The sequence below is a fragment of the Massilia horti genome, assembly GCF_004614195.1.
In the GTDB taxonomy this organism is placed as follows: Bacteria; Pseudomonadota; Gammaproteobacteria; order Burkholderiales; family Burkholderiaceae_D; genus Telluria; species Telluria horti.
On the sequence record NZ_SPUM01000124.1, the window covers coordinates 1 to 19,496 of the forward strand.

Consider the following 19,496-nt stretch of genomic DNA (forward strand, 5'->3'; position numbering starts at 1 on the left):
CGCGCCACTGCGCTGAATTTGCGAACCGCGTGCGCAGCAAAGCTGCACACCCTACTTGTGCCCATCGGCCGCAGGCCGGGTGCGCGAGGCAGCGGGTAGCGCAGCGGGGCGACTTACACGCCGCCCATGCAGATGTACTTGACCACCAGGTATTCGTCGATGCCGTACCGCGAGCCTTCGCGCCCCAGGCCCGACTGCTTGACGCCGCCGAACGGCGCCACCTCGGTCGAGATCAGGCCCGTGTTCACGCCCACGATGCCAGCCTCGATCGCCTCTGCCACGCGCCACACCCGTCCGATGTCGCGCGCATAGAAGTACGACGCCAGGCCGAATTCGGTGTCGTTGATCATCCTGATCGCTTCAATCTCGGTGTGAAAGCGGAACAGCGGCGCCACCGGGCCAAAGGTTTCCTCGCTCGCGACCTGCATGTCGCCGGTCACGTTGGTCAGCACGGTCGGCTCGAAAAACGTGCGCCCGAGCCGGTGGCGGTTCCCGCCGGTGGCGACCTGCGCGCCCTTGGCCAGTGCATCGGAGATGTGCTGCTCCACCTTCTGCACCGCCTTCTCATCGATCAGCGGCCCCTGGTTGACGCCCGGCTCGACGCCGTTGCCGACCTTGAGCTTGCCGACCGCCGCGACCAGCTTTTGCGCGAACTGGTCGTACACGCCGTCCTGCACGTAGATGCGGTTCGCGCAGACGCAGGTCTGGCCGGCGTTGCGGTACTTGGACGCGATTGCTCCCTCGACCGCGGCATCGATGTCGGCGTCGTCGAACACCACGAAGGCCGCGTTGCCGCCCAGCTCCAGCGACAGCTTCTTGATCGTCCCTGCGCACTGCTGCATCAGCAGCCGGCCGACCGCCGTCGAGCCGGTGAAGGAAAGCTTGCGCACGGTCGGGTTGCCGGTCATCTCGCCGCCGATCGCCTGCGCGTCGCCGGTCACCACGCTGAACACGCCCCTGGGCACGCCGGCGCGCTCGCCCAGCACGGCCAGCGCCAGCGCCGAATAGGGCGTCAGCCCGGCGGGTTTGAGCACGATCGGGCAGCCGGCGGCCAGTGCCGGCCCGACCTTGCGTGTGATCATCGCGGCCGGGAAGTTCCACGGCGTGATCGCCACGCATACCCCGACCGGTTCCTTGGTCACCACGATCCGCCGGTCCGGCCACGGCGACGGAATCGTGTCGCCATAGACGCGCTTGGCCTCTTCGCCGAACCATTCCAGGAACGAGGCGGCGTAGCTGATCTCGCCCTTCGATTCGGCCAGCGGCTTGCCCTGTTCGGTCGTCATCAGGAGCGCCAAGTCGTCGGCGTTTTCCAGCATCAGGTCATGCCACTTGCGCAGGACCGCCGCACGTTCCTTGGCGGTCTTCTTGCGCCACGCCGGCCACGCGGCCGCCGCGGCATCGATCGCGCGCCTGGTCTCCTGCGCGCCCATGTCCGGTACCGTGCCGATCTTCTCGCCCGTCGCGGGGTTGCTGACGGTGACGGTGGCGCCCTCGTTCGCGTCGCACCACTCGCCGTCGATGTACGCCTGCTGGCGCAGCAGGGAGGGGTCTTTCAGGTTCAGCATAGGAGCCTCGTTGGGTGGGATTTGGCTGCAGTCTGTTGTGATAATAGATCGTTTTGCAAATTGTCGTTTTTAGTTAAGCACTTGCACGAGCAGCTCGAGCAGCAGGGGAGCTATCTGCGCTAAGTTAGCGCGCAGGCTGCCTCTCGGGTGCTATCCGACCTTCATGCTTGGGCTGTATTGCTGTTCTATGGCGAACGGAGGGCCTTCAACCCGAATGTGGCGAATGGCTCATTAAAACCCTAGTAAAGCAGCTCATCAAAGCATACAATAATATTGTCAATTTAACTATGCTACTATTGCGACGATTACTATTTACTCGCTTTAGTTATTCACCGTTAGTTATCACACGAGCGTTGCCATGTCTTTTTTTGGGGTTGGGGTGGACCTAGCGTCTATTATTGCCCTGATTATTTATTGAATTCTAATGTTAGGCCAGTAGACTATGACATCACTAGCGTTAAAGCTCATCGAAAAGAATAAACGAAACCGCTCTCCTTTCTTAGATTTAGGGAATTGCGGGCTAACGGAAATCCCTGCTGAACTTGCTGATCATGACTGGCTGATAGTCTTGTCCCTAGGTATTGAATTTCGAGCATGGGATGAAGGCAGGTGGCATAAACGCACGTCAAATAATGCTGGTGGCCACAATCAAATAAGAAATATTGAAATTCTTGCCAAACTTTCCTCACTGCAAGGATTATATTTGTCTGGAAATCCTGTAAGAAATATTCAAGCTATTGCGTCCTTGCATGGCCTCCGTTGGCTATCCCTTGAACGAACACACGTCGGTGGCCTGACTGTTCTCCGCAATTTGCAAAACCTGGAGTGGCTTGATATTTCTTACGGTCACATTGATGATTTGCATGGTATGGAGAGATTGAAGGAACTACAGGAGCTTATTGCATACGCTATCCCTGCCAGAAACTTTGACCTGCTTTGTGAATTATCGTCTTTGCGTCATTTGGATTTATCCGCGACACTATTTTTCGACCTTAGCCCTCTCCGGGAATTGCAAGAACTTAGAAGCTTAAATTTAGACAACACACGGGTGACAGACATCTTTCATTTAACAGGACTGCAAAACTTGGAGGAGATAAGTCTATCAAATTTAGAGTTAAGGAATTGCAACGCGCTTGCAGCGTTATCAAAGTTAAATTCCATTGATCTCTCTGGCACGAAAATTAGTGAAATTAATTTCATTAGTTCCTTGCCATTGTTGAAGAAGCTAAGTTTGGCTCGTACTTCGGTTTCACGGTTGGATGGAGTGGAGTGTCTGCAGCTCCTTCAGGATTTGGACATTTCAAACACAACTGTGTCAGATTTGTCGCTGCTTACACAGTTGAATTGTTTGCGAAAATTGAATTTGGCAAACACCCCGATCACATCGATCGATCCGTTGAGCAATCTCACTAGGCTAGAAGAACTCAACTTAGCTTCTACTCCGATTGTTGATCTTGCTCAACTCGCGGAACTGCGAGAGTTACGTGTAATTATTGTCGCCGACACAAGGATTAATGATTTAGGTCCTCTCATGGAATTGGGAAAGCTTGAGCATATCGATGCAAAGAATAGCGGCATCATGAGCGTGGCTGGTTTTGAAAATCTAAACAAATTAAAGCATTTGAATATCTGGGGGACCAAAGTTCGGGATCTTTACCCCTTGCGTGGGCATATCGAGAAAGGTTTGCCGATACATTTGGCAGAGCATAAAGCTATCTTCGTGCGCGATAAGGATGGTGTAGTTGTGTTTGGAGAATCGGAAGAAATAGGAGAGAAAGTTCGGCGAGTTGTGCAAGGAATTCTTGTAGGCCGCGGCCAACTGATTAGCCCCCCGCCAGAGATTGTTGGCCAAGGCAATTCTGCTATATTGAATTTCTTTAAAGAACTGGCTTCAGACGAAAAGGATTACCTGTATGAGGCGAAACTCTTAATATTGGGGGAGGGTGGGGCTGGTAAAACAAGCCTTTTCCGACGCCTGTTTCAGCCAGGTCTTCCTCTTCCAAAAGAGGACGAAACCACCCGGGGGATATCTATATATCGGCATGAATTCACATTGCGCAATGGCCGGTTGTTTAGATTAAATGTTTGGGATTTTGGTGGGCAAGAAATATACCATGCAACTCATCAATTTTTCTTGACACAGCGCTCATTGTACCTATTGCTCGACGACACAAGAAAGGATGATAAGTCAGTTTCGGACCCTGGCTTTAGGTATTGGCTCGACATGATTGATATATTGAGCAGCCATAGCCCTGTTTTGATTTTTCAAAACGAAAAAAGTGGAAGAAGTAAGATAATTGATTTTGCGGGGATTAAAAAGCAATACGATAATGTGAAAGAAAGGTACGCTGGTAACTTGGAGCATGCTAACTCTGTGGATAAATTTCGCGAGGGCGTGGAGTTCTATGCAAGCAACTTGGAACACATAGGGGAGGAATTGCCCGCACGATGGATCCGCGTACGATCTGAAATCGAGGCGCGCGCAGAGGAGGTTCCGTATATTAGTTCAAAGGAGTACTTTGAAATATATAGGAGGCATATCCTATTTGATCGCGAGAAAGCTCTGCATTTGAGTCATTATCTGCACGATCTAGGTGTATTTTTACATTTTCAGAACGATGAGCTTCTGAGTCGCATAATTATTTTGCAGAATGCATGGGCTACTGAGGCTGTCTTTAGGGTGCTTGACGATGAAATAATTAAGTCAAACCTTGGCAGGTTTGGATTAGACGATTGTGAACGCTTGTGGCATGACGGAAAATACGCAGAAATGCATCCCGAACTGATGGCATTAATGCAGCGTTTCGAACTATGCTATTTGCTTCCCGATAGCAGCCCAAAGAAGTGGCTTGCACCGCAGTTATTGCCACCTGCTCGGCCGAAGATTCTCGCAGAGTGGGGGCAGCCAGGTGATCTTGTCGTTCGTTATCTTTACGATTTCATGCCGAAGGGCCTTATTAGCCGCCTGACAGTAAGGCTGCATCGCTTTGTAAGGCACCCAGACTACGCTTACGTTACTGGTGTTTTATTTGAACAGGGTGCCACTAGGGCTTTCGTCGAACTACTTTCAAACGGCAGGGAGATCGAGATTCGGGCTCGGGGTATAGAATGCAAAGCTTTACTAAGCGTTATCTCGGCCGATTTGGAAGCGCTTAACGCGTCTTTTCAAGGCTTAGAGACAAAGGTGGAGAAAAGGATACCATGCATCTGTGCTGTTTGTGCAAGGAGTTCTTTACCCGAGTTGTTTTCTCATCGTAATTTATTAAAGCGCCTTGAAGACAAGCGCCTAACTGTAGAATGCCAAAACAGCTACGAGCAGATCGAGGTGCAAGCATTGCTTGATGGGGTTAAGGGAGATATTCCGCAAGGTTGGACATTAAAGCAAGTGAAGCCAAGATTGAAGCGAATAAAAATTTTTCTTGCGTCTTCTTCAGAATTGAAGGCTGAACGAGATGAATTTGATCTTTTCTTTCGGCAACATAATGACTTGCTTATAAACGACGGCGTCTACTTGGAAATTGTTCGTTGGGAAAATTTTCTGGACGCGATGTCAGAAACACGACTTCAGGATGAGTATAACGAAACGATTCGAACCTCTGATATTTTCGTTAGCTTGTTTTTTACAAAAACTGGAAAATTCACGGAAGAAGAGTTTGATACTGCGCATGAACAGTTTAACAGAGCAGGCAGGCCATATATTTATACATTTTTTAAGAACGCGGAAATAACAACAGGGTCGGCTATTCAAAACGACTTAAATTCTCTCTGGTTGTTTCAAAAGAAATTGGATGAATTGGGGCATTTTTATACTTGTTTTAAGAATGTTGACGACCTTAAACTTCAATTTCAACAACAGCTCAGGAAACTCCTGGAAGACCGTCTATAGAGCGCCTTAAAAAAAACTCAGGTGTAACATGCTGCGATGTGGCAACTTCGTCTACTACTTGAGATGACTGCGATCGAGTGTATTTGTTGTTTAGGAACGCGAAGTCAAACCGACCAAGCTGGACGGCGCGTCGCAAGTGCTTTACAGGCGCAGTTACCTTGATGCACTGGCCGAGGTTTGCCCGCGACGCCTAGAGCTATCACTTGTGTTGGCATCGTTCGCCACTTGCCATTAAGCTTTTGTCACGGGGCTTGACGATTCAAGTCCCACTTCCCTAGCAGATTCCAGCGCAGCGTGCTGGGTATCGCGCGCTTGTTTGATCTGGATTAACGGCCACTCGCATTTGGACACGATTGCAACTATCATGGTCCATGTGCGCTTCACTACAAGGTAGAGACCATGCGCCCGATCGTAATCGTTCCCGCCTGCACCCGTGACTTCGGTGAGCATCCGTATCACGCGGCCCAGTACAAGTACGTCGACGCCGTCGTGCTCGGGGCCGATTGCGCGCCCATGATCCTGCCGTCGCTTGGCTCGGTGCTCGACCTGGAGACGATGTTCGGGTTGATCGACGGCATCATGCTCACCGGCTCGGCGTCCAACGTCCATCCCAGCTATTACTCGCAAGAAGTACTCGACCCGTCGCTGCCGCAGGACCGTGCGCGCGACGAGACCACGCTGCCCCTGATCCGCGAAGCGGTCCGGCGCGGCGTGCCGCTGATGGCGATCTGCCGTGGCTTCCAGGAAATGAACGTGGCGCTTGGCGGCAGCCTGCACCAGGCGGTGCAGCACGTGGCGGGCAAGATGGACCACCGCGAGAAACCCGAGCTGGGCATGGACGAGCAGTACGGTGACGCGCACAAGGTCGAAATCTGCCCGGGCGGCCGGCTCGAGCGCGTGCTTGGCGTGCGCGAAATCCCGGTCAATTCGCTGCACGGGCAGGGCGTCAACGAGCTGGCGCCCGGCCTGCGCGTGGAGGCGACCGCCGAGGACGGACTGGTCGAGGCCTTTTCGGTCGAGACTGCGCCTGGCTTCACGCTCGCCGTGCAATGGCACCCCGAATGGCGCATCACCCACAACCCCTATTCGATGAAGATGTTCGGCGCCTTTGGCGACGCTTGCCGCGCCTATCGGGCCGCACGCCGGAGTCCGACATGAGCGCTTCTTACGAAAAGTGGGCGGCCCGCGCCGTTCCATAGCTGTCGCCTCCCGAACCCCCAGTGGCGCCACGGCTGCGCGGTTGGCGCGCGCCTGCGCTCATGAGCAACGAGACAGAGAGGCCAACATGGCTATACGCGAAAATTTCACCTACACCGACATGGACGAATGGCTCAATGCCAAACGCGTCACCGAAATCGAATGCCTGGTGCCGGACCTGACCGGCGTCGCCCGCGGCAAGATCCTGCCGCGCGTCAAATTCACCGAAGAGCGCGGCATGCGCCTGCCCGAAGTGGTGCTGGGCATGACCGTCACCGGCAACACACCGGAGGGCGACGACGCCTATTACCGCGCGATCTCCAGCACCGACCGCGACATGATCCTCAAGGCCGACCCGACCACCATCACGACCGTGCCGTGGGCGGTGGACCCGACCGCGCAGGTGATCCACGACTGCTATTTCGCCGACGGCAAACTGGTCGACTTCGCCCCGCGCAGCGTGCTGCGCCGCGTGCTCAAGCTGTACGACAAGAAGGGCTGGCGGCCGCTGGTCGCGCCGGAACTGGAGTTCTACCTGACCGCCAAGAACATCGATCCCAACCTGCCGCTCACCGCGCCGATGGGCCGCAGCGGGCGCTCCGAGACCAGCCGCCAGGTCTACAGCATCGACGCCGTCAACGAGTTCGATCCGCTGTTCGAGGACATCTACGACTACTGCGACATGATGAACCTCGACGTCGACACCCTGATCCACGAGATCGGCGCAGGGCAAATGGAGATCAACTTCCAGCACGGCGACCCGCTGGGACTGGCCGACAAGGTGTTCTACTTCAAGCGCACGCTGCGCGAGGCCGCGCTCAAGCACGACATGTACGCGACCTTCATGGCCAAGCCGATGGGCGGCGAGCCGGGGTCGGCGATGCACGTGCACCAGAGCGTGGTCGACGCCGAGACCGGCCAGAACATCTTTTCGACGGCCGATGGCGCGCCGTCGCAGCTCTTCCGCCACTACATCGGCGGCCTGCAGCGCTACATGCCGTCGGCGATGGCGATCGTCGCGCCATACGTGAACTCGTACCGCCGCATCGTGCGCCATACCGCCGCGCCGATCAACCTGCAGTGGGGCGTGGACAACCGTACCGTCGGCTTTCGGGTTCCGGTGTCGGGCTCGCAGGACCGGCGCGTGGAGAACCGGGTGATCGGCGCCGATGCCAACCCCTACCTGGCGCTGGCCGTGACGCTGGCCTGCGGCTACCTCGGGATCACCGAGCATATCGAGCCGAGCCCGATGGTCGAAGGCAGCGCCTACGACATGCCGGTCGAACTGCCGCAGGGCCTGTCCGAGGCGCTGAACCTGCTGCGTGACGACGACAAGCTGCGCAACGTGCTGGGCGAACGCTTCATCGACGTGTACGCGGCGATCAAGGAACTGGAGCACCAGGAATTCATGACCGTGATCAGCCCGTGGGAACGCGAGCACCTGCTGCTGCACGTCTGACCGAACCGCCTTCGCAACCATGACGAGATCCCATCATGACCACCAACCTCCTGGCTCAAGACGCCGCCATGCTGGCCCTGGACGCCACCATGCTGGCGCCCCAGCGCGCCGCGCGGCAGGAAGCGTTCGACACGCAGGCCCTGCAGCGGCTCGACTCGGCGCACTTCCTGCACCCGTTCACGGACCACGCGGCGTTGCGCAAGCGAGGAGCGCGCGTGATGGTGCGCGGCCAGGGCATCTACCTGTGGGACTCGGAGGGTAACCGCGTCATCGACGGCATGTCGGGGCTGTGGTGCGTGAACGCGGGGTACGGGCGCACCAGCATCTCGCAGGCGGTCTACCAGCAAATGGAGACTCTGCCGTTCTACAACAGCTTCTTTAACACCACCACCGTGCCGGCGGTGCGCCTGGCCACGCTGCTGGCCGAGCTGGCGCCGCCGCAGTTCGAGCACGTGTTCTTCACCAGCTCGGGTTCGGAAGCCAACGACACGATCGTGCGCATGGTGCGCCGATACTGGGACCTGATGGGACAGCCGCAGCGGCAGGTGATCATCAGCCGCCGCAACGCCTACCACGGCAGCACGATGGCCGGCGCTTCACTGGGCGGCATGGACGGCATGCACGCGCAGGGCGGGTTGCCGATTCCCGGCATCGTCCATATCGGCCAGCCGCACTACGCCCAAGAAGGGCAGGGCATGACCGAAGCCGAGTTCGGGCTGCACGCCGCAGGCTGGCTGGAACAGAAAATCCTGGAACTGGGGCCGGACCAGGTTGCCGCCTTCATCGGCGAACCCGTGCAGGGTGCGGGCGGGGTGATCATTCCGCCCGTGACCTACTGGCCGGAGATCAAGCGCATCTGCGACAAATACGACATCCTGCTGGTCTCGGACGAAGTGATCTGCGGCTTCGGGCGGCTGGGGACCTGGTTCGGCTGCGAGCTGATGCAGGTGCAGCCGGACCTGATCACCTTCGCCAAGGGCGTGACCTCGGGCTACGTGCCGCTGGGCGGCGTGCTGGTCGGCAGCCGCGTGGCGCAAACCCTGATCGAAAAGGGTGGGGACTTCAACCACGGATTCACGTACTCGGGCCACCCCGTCGCGTGCGCGGCCGCGCTGGAGAACCTGCGCATCCTGATCGAGGAAAAGCTGGTCGAAAAGGTGGCGCTGGAGACCGGGCCGCACCTGGCGGCGACATTTGCCGGCCTGGCGTCGCATCCGCTGGTCGGCCACGCCGAAAGCTGCGGGCTGGTGGCGGGGCTGAACCTGGTGCGGCGCAAGGGCGACACGGTGCACGATTGCGAGCATTTCGACTCGGCGCACGCGGTCGGGATGATCTGTCGGGGGCACATGTTCGACAACGGCGTCATCATGCGCGCGGTCGGCGACAGGATGATCGTCGCGCCGCCGCTGGTGATCACAAAGGAGCAGATCGACGAGATGGCCGAGCGTATCCGGTTCTGCCTCGACCAGACGTTGATTGATCTGCGTTCGCGCGGGTTGGTAGGTTAATCGGAATAGGGGACGAACCGTCGTGCCTGGCACTGCCGGACCCGACTCCCCGCGCAGGCGGGGACCCATGCTGAGTTGGCTAAGCCGCCGGTCTATGGGGGGAACAGCGCCGGCGGCGCTGTTCCCGCCTTCGCGGGAACGACGGCAGTGCAAACGTTGCGCCGCGGTGGCACCGCCGCGAGTCTATAACCTACTCTGGCTGATACGTCCCGGAGATCGGAGGGCCGCATCGCGGCGCGGTATCTCTCCCCGTCTCGATCACAGACAGGATGTTTTGAACTGCTTCCTCAAGCTCATCTTGATTGCAGAAATACTCCGCAAGCTTTCCTAGCACGTTGTAAGAAGAGCAGTCGCCACTGTTGACCGGCCGCTTCCGCCTCTTTGTGGCCCGCTGATTGATCTGCGTTCACGCGGATTGATGGTTTAATGGGGAGAGGGAACGAACGTCGTGCCTGGCCTTGCCGGACCCGACTCCTCGGGCTCGGCGCCCCCCTTGGCGGGGACCTGGCCGTCGGTCTATGGCGTGGACGATGCGAGTGGCATCGTCCATGCCTTCACGGGAACGATGCTTGCTGGTTTAAAGTCCACGACGGCCGAAAGAGGAGCGGTCGTGGTTAAACGTTACGGTGTACAGCCATGCGTCGAATGCGCCGGGGTTTCCCAGTTGCGCCCGGTTGACCATCACCTCGACGAGCTCGCCCTTCCGGTCAAACAGGGCCATTGTGGGATAAGCCTTCACACCGATGTTCTCGGTCAGCTTGCCCGCATCGGTAACGATCGGCCAGGCCAACCCATGTTTGGCCACGAACTCCTTGGTTTCCTTGGCGCTGTCAAAGGTGAATGCAAGCAGGTGGAGGTCCGGGCGACGCTCGGCCAGCGCATTGAGCAGAGGCACCTCCTTCACGCACGGCTCGCACTCGGCAAAATAGAAGCTGACCAAGGTGTACCCTTGCAACGCCTTGTTGTCGATGGGCGTGCCGTCCAAGCGCGTCAGGTGGAACTCGGGCAAAGCCTCGCCCACTTTGAGCCTGGCGAAGAAGTGCTTGGAGTGATGGTGCCCGCCTTGGGGCTCAGCGAACGCGGGGGCGCAAACAAGGAGGGCGACGGCGGCAAACCGGGTCAGGGACGGCAGCATTGGATCTCCTAAAAGGTCATCAAGAGCCCGGATGATCTCTTAGTATTCCATTGGCAGCAACCAAAATTAAAACCCGTTCGGTAATCCGGTCCCGCGCGGGTTGATGGGTTAATGGCGGCCCAGTGATCGGCTATATCAAGGGCATTAAACCAATCGCTGCTGAAATGGTTATGAATAATAGAACACTTCCGACAAGTGCTATTTCAAGCAGTCGTTTCTTAGGCCTTGGCTTTTCGACTCTCATGTAGCCTATCAAGCCGAGCGAAGTGGCAACCGCAGAGAGTGCGGCGCCAACTGCTCCGCAAACGACGAGCAACGCGAATATGCCGGTCCCACAAACGAAGCCAACCGTCTGTTTCGCCCACTGCGAAAATAGCCAATATTGGTACATAAAGAAGGCTAGCGGTGCTAACGATGCACCGCCTGACATCAGGGACCAAAATCTAAAGGATTTCATAGGCTTGAATTTTTCACTTTATCGCGCCAGCCATCCCAAGCTGCTACCGTTGACGTTGTGAATGTACAAGCGGTCCGCGGTTTCGGTCAGCCCGGTCGTCGCAGGGGAATTGCCGCTCGGGTCCTGTAAATCGGCCACCACCTTGCCGTCCTCGGTAAAGGCCATCACATGCCCATAGGGCTTGGGAAGCGGCCAGAGCATGCGCGGAACGCGCAGCACGACCCGACGCAGGAATGGCCACTGGGCCATCCCGTCAAGATCGTTACGCGGCCCGGCGAGGCCCAGCCATATCCGGCCATCCAAACCCCGCATGAGATTATCCGGATAGCCGGGCAGATTATCGAACAATACTTCGGCCTGCGGCGATTGATGCGCCACGTCGACCTGGTCGGCATCAACGGCGATTTTCCACACCCGGTACCTGCCGCTCTCGCTAACGAACAGGCTGCGCTCGTCGCTGGTCAACGCAATGCCATTGGCTAAGCTCAGCCCTTTTGCGACAACACGGACCGTCCCGGCCGCCGGTTCATATTCCAGCACGCGTCCGGTAGCGCTCTGCTCCATGACATCGAGCATCGCGGCCTCGGAGGTGCTGCCCCATTGCGCCGCCTTGAACCGCGTTGAAGAATCAGTGAAATAAATCCTGCCGCTTCTTGCGACGACAACTGCATTGGGAAAAGATATCGCTTCCCCCGCCGCCGCCTTGGCCAAGACCGTCAACTTACCGTCCACATCGACGGACAAGAGCCCTTTGATGGCGTCGGCGACAATCAAATTGCCGCGCGCATCAAAAGCCAGGCCCAGCGGCCTGCCACCGGTGTCGGCGAATACTTCCTGGGCGCCGCCATCTGGCCGCATGCGTAAGATGTGGCCGCTTGTAACGGAAACGTACAGCTTGCTATCAGGGCCAAGAACGACATGTTCGGGTCCCACTTCGCCATTCAAATGGATGTTGTTTAAACCAACCAGTTTGGAATTGGCCGCGTGGACGCCGGTATAGCCAGGCGCAATCGGCGCCCGCCACGAGACCGGTTCGATGGGGACCGGCCACAGACTGAGATAGGCGGCGAGCGCAAGTACAGGCAGCATAGGTAGGCGCATGGAAAAATCAAATAATGATATTTCCAATCGTGCAACAAAACAGGAGCGAAGACAAGCAACATATTGCTGTTAAGTATACGCAGGTCTTCAAAGAGGGGGCGCGACCAGTGAGCAAATGTGTGCACACTCGGTGCGAACGTCGCGTCATGATGGCGCAGCCGCGAGCCTGCCACCAGTGACCGCGTGCGCACAGGTGCGCACCCTACGTCTGTCGGTGGCGCCGGAGGTTGATATCGGGTTCGATGCCGAGAAGGGGCGCGGTGCGCACATTGTGCGCACACTGTGCGAACTAAACCTCCACGCTTTCCGGCGTTGTGCGCGATTCGCGCCGGTTCTTCAGCACCTGCGGCGCGAGCGAGCCGCCGACCATGCCAATGAACGCCGCGACCAGTCCCGCCAGCTGGCCAGGGAAGTGCTCGCCGAAGGTCGAAATCTGCGGGAAGAACACGATCCAGGTGCCGATGCCCAGCGCCAGCGACAGGATCGCGCCTTGCGTGGTAGCGCGCTTCCAGTACAGTCCCATCACCAGCGGCACGAACGCGCCCACCAGCGTGACCTGGTACGCTTCCGACACCAGGTCGTAGATCGAGGTGCCCTTCATCGCGATCGCATAGCCGAGCACCAGAGCGGCGAACACCACGATCGTGCTGCGCATCGCGAACAGCTGCTGGCGGTCGTTCATCTCCGGCCGCAGGTTCTTCAGGATGTTCTCGACAAAGCTGGTCGCCGGCGCCAGCAGCGTGGCCGACGAGGTGCTCTTGATCGCCGAGAGCAGCGCGCCGAAGAACAGGATCTGCATCACCAGCGGCATCTTGGTCATCACGAAGGTCGGCAGCAGGCGCTGGTAGTCGCTCTTGGCGATCTCTATCGCGTTCTCGCCCATGACCACCACCGCGCAGGCGACCACGAACATCGGCACGAAGGCGAACAGGATGTAGCCGGCGCCGCCGATCACGGCGCCGGTGCGCGCGGTCGGCGCGTCCTTGGCCGACATCACGCGCTGGTAGACGTCCTGTTGGGGAATGCTGCCGAACATCATGGTCACGCCCGCGCCGACAAACATGGCGATGTCGGTGAAGGTCGGCGCCGGCAGCACCTTCCACAGGTCGGCCTTGGTCGCCATCGCGAACACCTGGTCGGCGCCGCCGGCCAGGCTGGAGGCGAAGAACGCGATGATGGACAGGCCCAGCACCAGCACGATCATCTGGATGAAGTCGGTGATCGCGACCGCGAGGAAGCCGCCGATCACCACGTAGATCAGCACCGCCAGGGTGCCGACGATCATGCCGGCGGTCTCGGACATCGCGCCGCCGGTCAGCACCGAAAACACCAGCCCGAGCGCCGTGATCTGGGCTGCCACCCAGCCCAGGTAGGACAGGATGATCGCGACCGAGCAGAACACTTCGATGCCTTTGCCGTAGCGCTCGCGGTAGTAGTCGCCGATCGTCAGCAGGTTCAGCTTGTAGAGCTTGGTGGCGAAGAACAGGCCGACCAGGATCAGGCAGGTGCCGGCGCCGAACGGGTCTTCGATCAGCGCGTTCAGGCCGCCCTGCACGAATTTGGCGGGAATACCCATGACCGTCTCGGCCCCGAACCAGGTGGCGAACGTGGTCGTGATCACCATGATCAACGGCAGGCTGCGCCCGGCCACCGCGAAGTCGGTGGTGTTCTTGATGCGCGTGCCGGCCCAGACGCCCAGACCGAGCGTAGCCGCCAGGTAGAGAGCGACAGAGGTGATCAAGGTGTAGTTCATGTGGTCTGCTCCGCAGCGGAAATAGGGGTTTCGGTCGGGAAAATTGGGCGATTATAGCCGCAGAAATCGGCCGTGGGATCGATTTGGGTGGTATTTGCGACACTGATCACGCAACGTATCAACTGGAGGGGTTCAGGCCGATTCGAACGCGGTCCGGTGGCGGCGCTGACGGTGTTGGTGGTGTCGAGCGGAATCATCCTCTACAGCCTGCTGCCGGCGCGCCATGCGGCGGCGGAAATCACCGCCGGCTCGGAGAAAGGTCGCGTCAGGATCCCGGTCAAAGGAAGGCGGCGGCGTGAATAGGCGTAAAAAGAATAGGGCGGTTGCCGAGGGTTCGCAATCAATATTGGATTACGCTCGTCAATCTTCCCGAATGTGTTTGCGCAACGCTTGAACTCGCACTGCCCGTTGCATACATTATTGGCAACGGCTGTGCGATCAAGACTTTGGAGATGAAGATGACAACGACTGACTGGCACGAACGGGCGGCAACGCTGAACATCGACGGCCGCGCCTTCATCGACGGCAAGCGCACCTGGGCCAGGCAGGACCAGCGCTTCGATGACTTGTCGCCTGTCGACGGCCGCAAGCTGGCCGAAGTGGCGCGCTGCGACAGCCTGGATGTGGACGCCGCCGTCGCCGCCGCGCGCGCCGCTTTCGAAGACCGGCGCTGGGCCGGCAAGCCGCCCGCATCGCGCAAGCGCACGCTGGTCCGCTTTGCCGATCTGATGATGCAGCACGCGGACGAGCTGGCCCTGCTCGAAACGCTCGACATGGGCAAACCAATCCGCTATGCCAGGTCGGTCGACGTGGCGCTCGCCGCCAACTGCATCCGCTGGTACGGCGAGGCGATCGACAAGGTGTATGGCGAGGTGGCGCCGACTCCCGCCGACAGCCTGGCCCTGATCACGCGCGAGCCGGTGGGGGTGGTCGCGGCCATCGTGCCGTGGAACTACCCGCTCCTGATGACCGCCTGGAAGATCGCGCCCGCGCTCGCGGCGGGCAACAGCGTGATCCTCAAGCCCTCCGAAAAGTCTCCCCTCTCGGGTTTGCGCCTGGCCGAGATCGCGCTCGAAGCCGGCATTCCGCCAGGAGTATTCAACGTGCTGCCCGGTTACGGGCCGGAGGCCGGCGCCGCACTCGCGTTGCACATGGATGTCGATGCGATCGGCTTCACCGGCTCCACCCGCGTGGGCAAGCAGATCGTGCAGATGGCCGGCCAGTCCAACCTCAAGCGCGCCTGGACCGAATTGGGCGGCAAGTCGGCCAACATCGTCTGCGCCGACTGTCCGGACCTGGATGCCGCGGTCGCCGCTGCGATCGGCTCAATCTACTTTAATCAAGGCGAAAGCTGCAACGCGCCGTCGCGCCTGTTCGTCGAGGCCTCGATCAAGCACGCCTTTCTCGACAAGGCGCTGGCGCTGCTGCCCAGCTATGCGCCGGGCGATCCGCTTGACGAGGCGACCGTGATGGGCGCGATCGTCGACCCGATCCAGATGAAGACGGTGCTCGGCTACATCGAGGCCGGCAAGGCCGGCGGCGCACGCCTGCTCGCCGGTGGCTCGGCCGCGCGCGTCGATTCGGGCGGCCTGTTCATCGAACCGACGCTGTTCGACCAGGTCGACGCTTCAATGACGATCGCGCGCGAAGAGATTTTCGGCCCCGTGCTGTCGGTGCTGACCTTCACCGATTTGGACGAGGCGGTACGCCAGGCCAACGACACCCATTACGGGCTGGCGGCCGCCGTGTGGACTTCGGACCTCTCCCGCGCGATCCGCACCGCGCGGGCGCTGCGCGCGGGCACGGTGCACGTGAACCAGTACGACAACGACGATATCACGGTGCCGTTCGGCGGCTACAAGCAGTCCGGCAACGGGCGCGACAAGTCGCTGCATGCGTTCGACAAGTACACCGAGCTCAAGACGACCTGGATCCAGGTTTAGTTAGATCGCCATCTCGCGCAGGATCCTGGAGGCCTCGCGGCTGGCCATGAGGTGGGTCCCGTCGCGCATTTCGAGCTGGAGCTGCGACTGGTCGTCGGGCTTCATCGACATCACGAAATCGAGATTCACCAGCGCCGAGCGGTGGATGCGGATAAAGCGCGCGGGGTCGAGCAGCGCTTCGAGCTCCGAAATGCCGATCCGGACCAGGAAGGTCTGGCCCCTGGCCGCGATCGCGGTGTATTTCGAGTCGGCCTTCATGTATTCGATCTCGTCCAACGAGAGAGGGAAGAAGCGGCCGCGGTCGCGCACCAGGATGCGGTCCAGCCGTTCGGGCATGCGCTGCCCCGCCTGCGTCAGCGCCTGGTTCAGCGCGTCCTTGGATGGCGCCGACGTCTCCAGCAAACGTGCGACGGCGGCGTCGAAACGCGTCCGCGTGAACGGCTTGAGCAGGTAATCGACAGCGTTCAGTTCGAATGCCGTCACCGCGTACTGGTCGTAGGCGGTGGTGAAGACGATCTGGGGTAGGTGGTCAAGCCGCTGCAGCACTTCCAGGCCGGTCATTTCGGGCATCTGGATATCCATGAAGACCACGTCGGGCCGGATGCGGTTGATTTGTTCGAGGGCGGTGGCGCCGTCGGCTGCTTCGCCCACCAGGCGCAGGCCGGAGTGGGCATAGACGGCGTCGCGCAGCACGTCGCGCGCCAGCGGTTCGTCCTCGGCGATGAAAACGGTCTTGGTGATCACTCCGGACTCCCTGCCTCTTCCAGCGGAATTGAAATGGAAACGCCAAATCCGGCGCCTGGCGCGGTATCGATGCGCGATTGCACGCGCGGTCCGTAGTCCAGTTGCAGGCGGCGCTCGATGGTGCGGATGCCCAGGCCCGGCGCCGCCCGTACCCGTTCCTGGTCCGCGCCGGGGCCGTCGTCGTGCACGGACAAGGTCAGTACGCCGGCTTGCGTGTCCAGGCCGGTTCGGATTCGCAGTACGCCCGGCCGGCTGTGCGGATTGAATGCGTGCTTGATGCTGTTCTCGACCAGCGGCTGCAGCGTCAGCGCCGGCACCGGGCAGCCGCCGGCGTCGGGGTCGAGGTCCCATTCGACGGACAGGCGCGGGCCGAGGCGCAGCGCTTCGAGCTCGAGGTAGTCGCGGACGAAATCGAGCTCGGCATCGAGCGTCACCCGGTCGCTGCCGCTTTTCTCGGTGTCGAGGATGTAGCGCAGCATGTCGGAAAACCGGAAAAGCGCAGTCTCGGCCGCATCAGGGTCCCTGCGGGTGAGCGCGATGATCGAGTGCAGCGTGTTAAACAGGAAGTGGGGATTGAGCTTGCTGCGCAGGGCGGACAATTCGGCGGCGATCAGCAGGGTTTGCGCCTGGTGCATTGCTTCCGTCTGGCGCCGCACGGCCGCGTTGGCGCGGGTGGTATGGAAGATTCCTGCGATGAACGCGTAGCTGATCATGCTGTACATGAACGGCCAGGCGTGCCAGCTCGCCGGCCGCGTTGTAGCGCCCATCTGGTACACCAGGACGGCATGGGAAATCAAAGCGAACAGGGCAGCACCGGTCAGGTGCATGCCGAGCATCAGGCTCAAGCGATTGCCTTTTCGTTCCAGGTAGCCCGTCACCGGCCACAAAAGGCTTAGCAGCAGTGCGGGCAGGGCCGTGCTCCACATCGATTGCAGCGCCTGCCACCAGTCGAAATGCTTTGCCAGGACGGCGTCGATCTGGATGATGAAGGCCACGATGGCCATGTAGGTCAGCCACCCCGTGACGTAGATCCGCCAGCCGCGCGGAATTGATATCTTGTCTGTTTGCAATCTCATCCTGCAAGTATCGCGCACAACCGGGCTGTTGTGATCGGCAATGACGCGAATTGCGAAAATCGTGGGTTGGATTGGGGTTCCCGGGCCGCGCGCGGCATTTCCGAGGGCGGTGCTATAGTGGCCACACCGAGGCAGCCCGGGGAGTGTGATGAGTGACCTGATGCGCGATTTCCTGCGTGAACACAACATCCACGAAGTCGAATGCGTCATCCCTGACATGACCGGCATTGCTCGCGGCAAAATCCTTCCCAAGGACCTATTTCTCGGCGGCGATCACATGCGCCTGCCGAAGAGCGTGCTGCTCAACACTGTCAACGGCGAGCAGCCCGACAACGGCCCCTACGTCGGCACCACCGACCCCGACATGATCTGCGTGCCCGACCCCGCCACGATCCGGGTGGTGCCATGGGCCACCGAGCGCGTGGCGCTGGTGATCCACGACTGCCAGAACTTCGACGGCACGCCGATCGAGCTTGCGCCGCGCTCGGTACTGCGGCGGGTGCTGGAAAAATATGCCCAGCACGGCTGGAAACCGGTGGTGGCGCCGGAAATGGAGTTCTACCTGGTCGCGCGCAATTTCAACCCGCACGAGCCGCTGCAGCCGCCCATGGGGCGCAGCGGCATGATGGAGCAGGGGCGGCAGTCCTACTCGATCGACGCGGTCAACGACTTCGATCCGTTTTTCATCGAACTGGCCGCATTTTGCAAGGCGCACGAACTGGGCGTGGAGACGCTGATCCACGAGGCCGGCGCCGGCCAGATGGAAATCAATTTCGCGCACGGCGACGCGCTCGAGCTGGCCGATCGTGTTTTCCTGTTCAAGCGCGCGGTGCGCGAGACCGCGCTGCGGCACGGGATCTTTGCGACCTTCATGGCCAAGCCGATGGAAACCGAGCCCGGCAGCGCCATGCACGTGCACCAGAGCGTGGTCGACGCCGAGACCGGCCGCAACATCTTCACCGCCAATGACGGCGGCCCCAGCCAGCTGTTCTTCAATTACATCGCGGGGCTGGAAAAGTACGTGCCGTCGGCGCTGCTGATGTTCGCTCCGCACGTCAATTCATACCGCCGGCTGTCGCGCTTCCAGTCGGCGCCGACCAATGTCCATTGGGGCTACGACAACCGTACCTGCGGAATCCGCGTGCCCAACTCGCTCCCCCAGAACCGGCGTGTCGAAAACCGCGTGCCGGGCGTGGATGTGAATCCTTACCTGGCGATGGCGGCAACGCTCAGCTGCGGTTACCTCGGCATGATCGAACGCCGCGAGCCGACCGAGCCGACGCTGGAGAGCGCCGAGCACGTGCACGACGACCTGCCGCGTAACCTGGAGGATGCAGTCTTCCGCATGCGCAAGTGCCAGCCGCTGGCCGCGATGCTGGGCGAGTTGTTCGTGCAGGCCTTCTGCGAGGTCAAGGAACTGGAATTCGCGACCTTCAGCCGCGTGATCAGCTCGTGGGAGCGCGAGCACCTGATGCTGCTGGTCTGATATCGTAGGGGGCGCACGGCCGGCGAGGACCTGTGCGCACGCTGTACGGCTGAGCAGAGTTTGCATCCCGTGCGCACTGGTGCGCACGTTACGGCTTCTTTAACAGAGGTGTTAGCTTACGTGTAGCCATCGTAACGTGAAAGAAAGCACTGTACGGACGTGCAGCGTCCTGACCTGAGTAGG

Annotated in this window: 13 protein-coding genes; 7 read left to right on the forward strand and 6 right to left on the reverse strand. The window is 59.7% G+C overall.

What is annotated here, in order from left to right; all coding sequences use genetic code 11:
- Positions 1 to 113: 113 nt before the first annotated feature.
- Positions 114 to 1,568: an NADP-dependent succinate-semialdehyde dehydrogenase gene (gabD, locus tag E4O92_RS18920; protein ID WP_135191211.1), complete on the reverse strand. Its 1,455-nt coding sequence runs from the start codon at positions 1,566 to 1,568 to the stop codon at positions 114 to 116.
- Between the two features lie 442 nt (positions 1,569 to 2,010).
- Here gabD and E4O92_RS18925 point away from each other — a divergent pair, with 442 nt between their 5' ends.
- The 4 genes from E4O92_RS18925 to E4O92_RS18940 all read left to right on the forward strand — a co-directional run bounded on the left by E4O92_RS18925 (position 2,011) and on the right by E4O92_RS18940 (position 9,618).
- Positions 2,011 to 5,454, forward strand: coding sequence for a COR domain-containing protein (locus E4O92_RS18925; RefSeq protein ID WP_135191212.1), 3,444 nt, complete (start codon positions 2,011 to 2,013; stop codon positions 5,452 to 5,454).
- A 399-nt stretch (positions 5,455 to 5,853) separates the two neighbouring features.
- Entirely contained in the window at positions 5,854 to 6,612 is a 759-nt protein-coding gene (locus E4O92_RS18930; protein ID WP_135191213.1) for a gamma-glutamyl-gamma-aminobutyrate hydrolase family protein, read from the forward strand.
- Between the two features lie 127 nt (positions 6,613 to 6,739).
- Positions 6,740 to 8,110, forward strand: a complete 1,371-nt coding sequence (locus tag E4O92_RS18935) for a glutamine synthetase family protein (protein WP_135191214.1) — start codon at positions 6,740 to 6,742, stop codon at positions 8,108 to 8,110.
- Positions 8,111 to 8,199: 89 nt separating this feature from the next.
- Entirely contained in the window at positions 8,200 to 9,618 is a 1,419-nt protein-coding gene (locus E4O92_RS18940) for an aspartate aminotransferase family protein (RefSeq protein WP_370660018.1), read from the forward strand.
- Positions 9,619 to 10,195: 577 nt separating this feature from the next.
- Here the strand turns inward: E4O92_RS18940 and E4O92_RS18945 are convergent.
- The 3 genes from E4O92_RS18945 to E4O92_RS18955 form a co-directional block, all read right to left on the reverse strand.
- The gene (locus E4O92_RS18945) at positions 10,196 to 10,753 is read right to left on the reverse strand and encodes a TlpA family protein disulfide reductase (protein ID WP_135191216.1); all 558 of its coding nucleotides are present in this window, start codon (positions 10,751 to 10,753) and stop codon (positions 10,196 to 10,198) included.
- A 475-nt stretch (positions 10,754 to 11,228) separates the two neighbouring features.
- The gene (locus E4O92_RS18950) at positions 11,229 to 12,299 is read right to left on the reverse strand and encodes an SMP-30/gluconolactonase/LRE family protein (RefSeq protein ID WP_135191217.1); all 1,071 of its coding nucleotides are present in this window, start codon (positions 12,297 to 12,299) and stop codon (positions 11,229 to 11,231) included.
- 301 nt (positions 12,300 to 12,600) lie between these two features.
- Positions 12,601 to 14,064, reverse strand: a complete 1,464-nt coding sequence (locus tag E4O92_RS18955) for a high affinity choline transporter 1 (RefSeq protein WP_135191218.1) — start codon at positions 14,062 to 14,064, stop codon at positions 12,601 to 12,603.
- Positions 14,065 to 14,136: 72 nt separating this feature from the next.
- Between E4O92_RS18955 and E4O92_RS18960 the strand changes: the two genes are divergently transcribed.
- The gene (locus E4O92_RS18960; protein ID WP_135191219.1) at positions 14,137 to 14,367 is read left to right on the forward strand and encodes a hypothetical protein; all 231 of its coding nucleotides are present in this window, start codon (positions 14,137 to 14,139) and stop codon (positions 14,365 to 14,367) included.
- 155 nt (positions 14,368 to 14,522) lie between these two features.
- Positions 14,523 to 16,007 carry an aldehyde dehydrogenase gene (locus tag E4O92_RS18965; protein ID WP_135191220.1) on the forward strand — a complete coding sequence of 495 codons (1,485 nt, stop codon included), beginning with the start codon at positions 14,523 to 14,525 and terminating at the stop codon, positions 16,005 to 16,007.
- Here the strand turns inward: E4O92_RS18965 and E4O92_RS18970 are convergent, their stop codons facing one another.
- Both E4O92_RS18970 and E4O92_RS18975 read right to left on the reverse strand, forming a co-directional pair.
- Positions 16,008 to 16,751 (reverse strand): LytR/AlgR family response regulator transcription factor, encoded by a 744-nt coding sequence (locus tag E4O92_RS18970; RefSeq protein WP_135191221.1) that lies wholly within the window; start codon positions 16,749 to 16,751, stop codon positions 16,008 to 16,010.
- Positions 16,748 to 17,827, reverse strand: coding sequence for a sensor histidine kinase (locus tag E4O92_RS18975; protein WP_135191222.1), 1,080 nt, complete (start codon positions 17,825 to 17,827; stop codon positions 16,748 to 16,750). The genes E4O92_RS18970 and E4O92_RS18975 overlap by 4 nt, the downstream gene beginning before the upstream one ends.
- A 148-nt stretch (positions 17,828 to 17,975) precedes the next feature.
- Between E4O92_RS18975 and E4O92_RS18980 the strand changes: the two genes are divergently transcribed.
- Positions 17,976 to 19,313 (forward strand): glutamine synthetase family protein, encoded by a 1,338-nt coding sequence (locus E4O92_RS18980; RefSeq protein WP_135191223.1) that lies wholly within the window; start codon positions 17,976 to 17,978, stop codon positions 19,311 to 19,313.
- Positions 19,314 to 19,496: the final 183 nt, after the last annotated feature.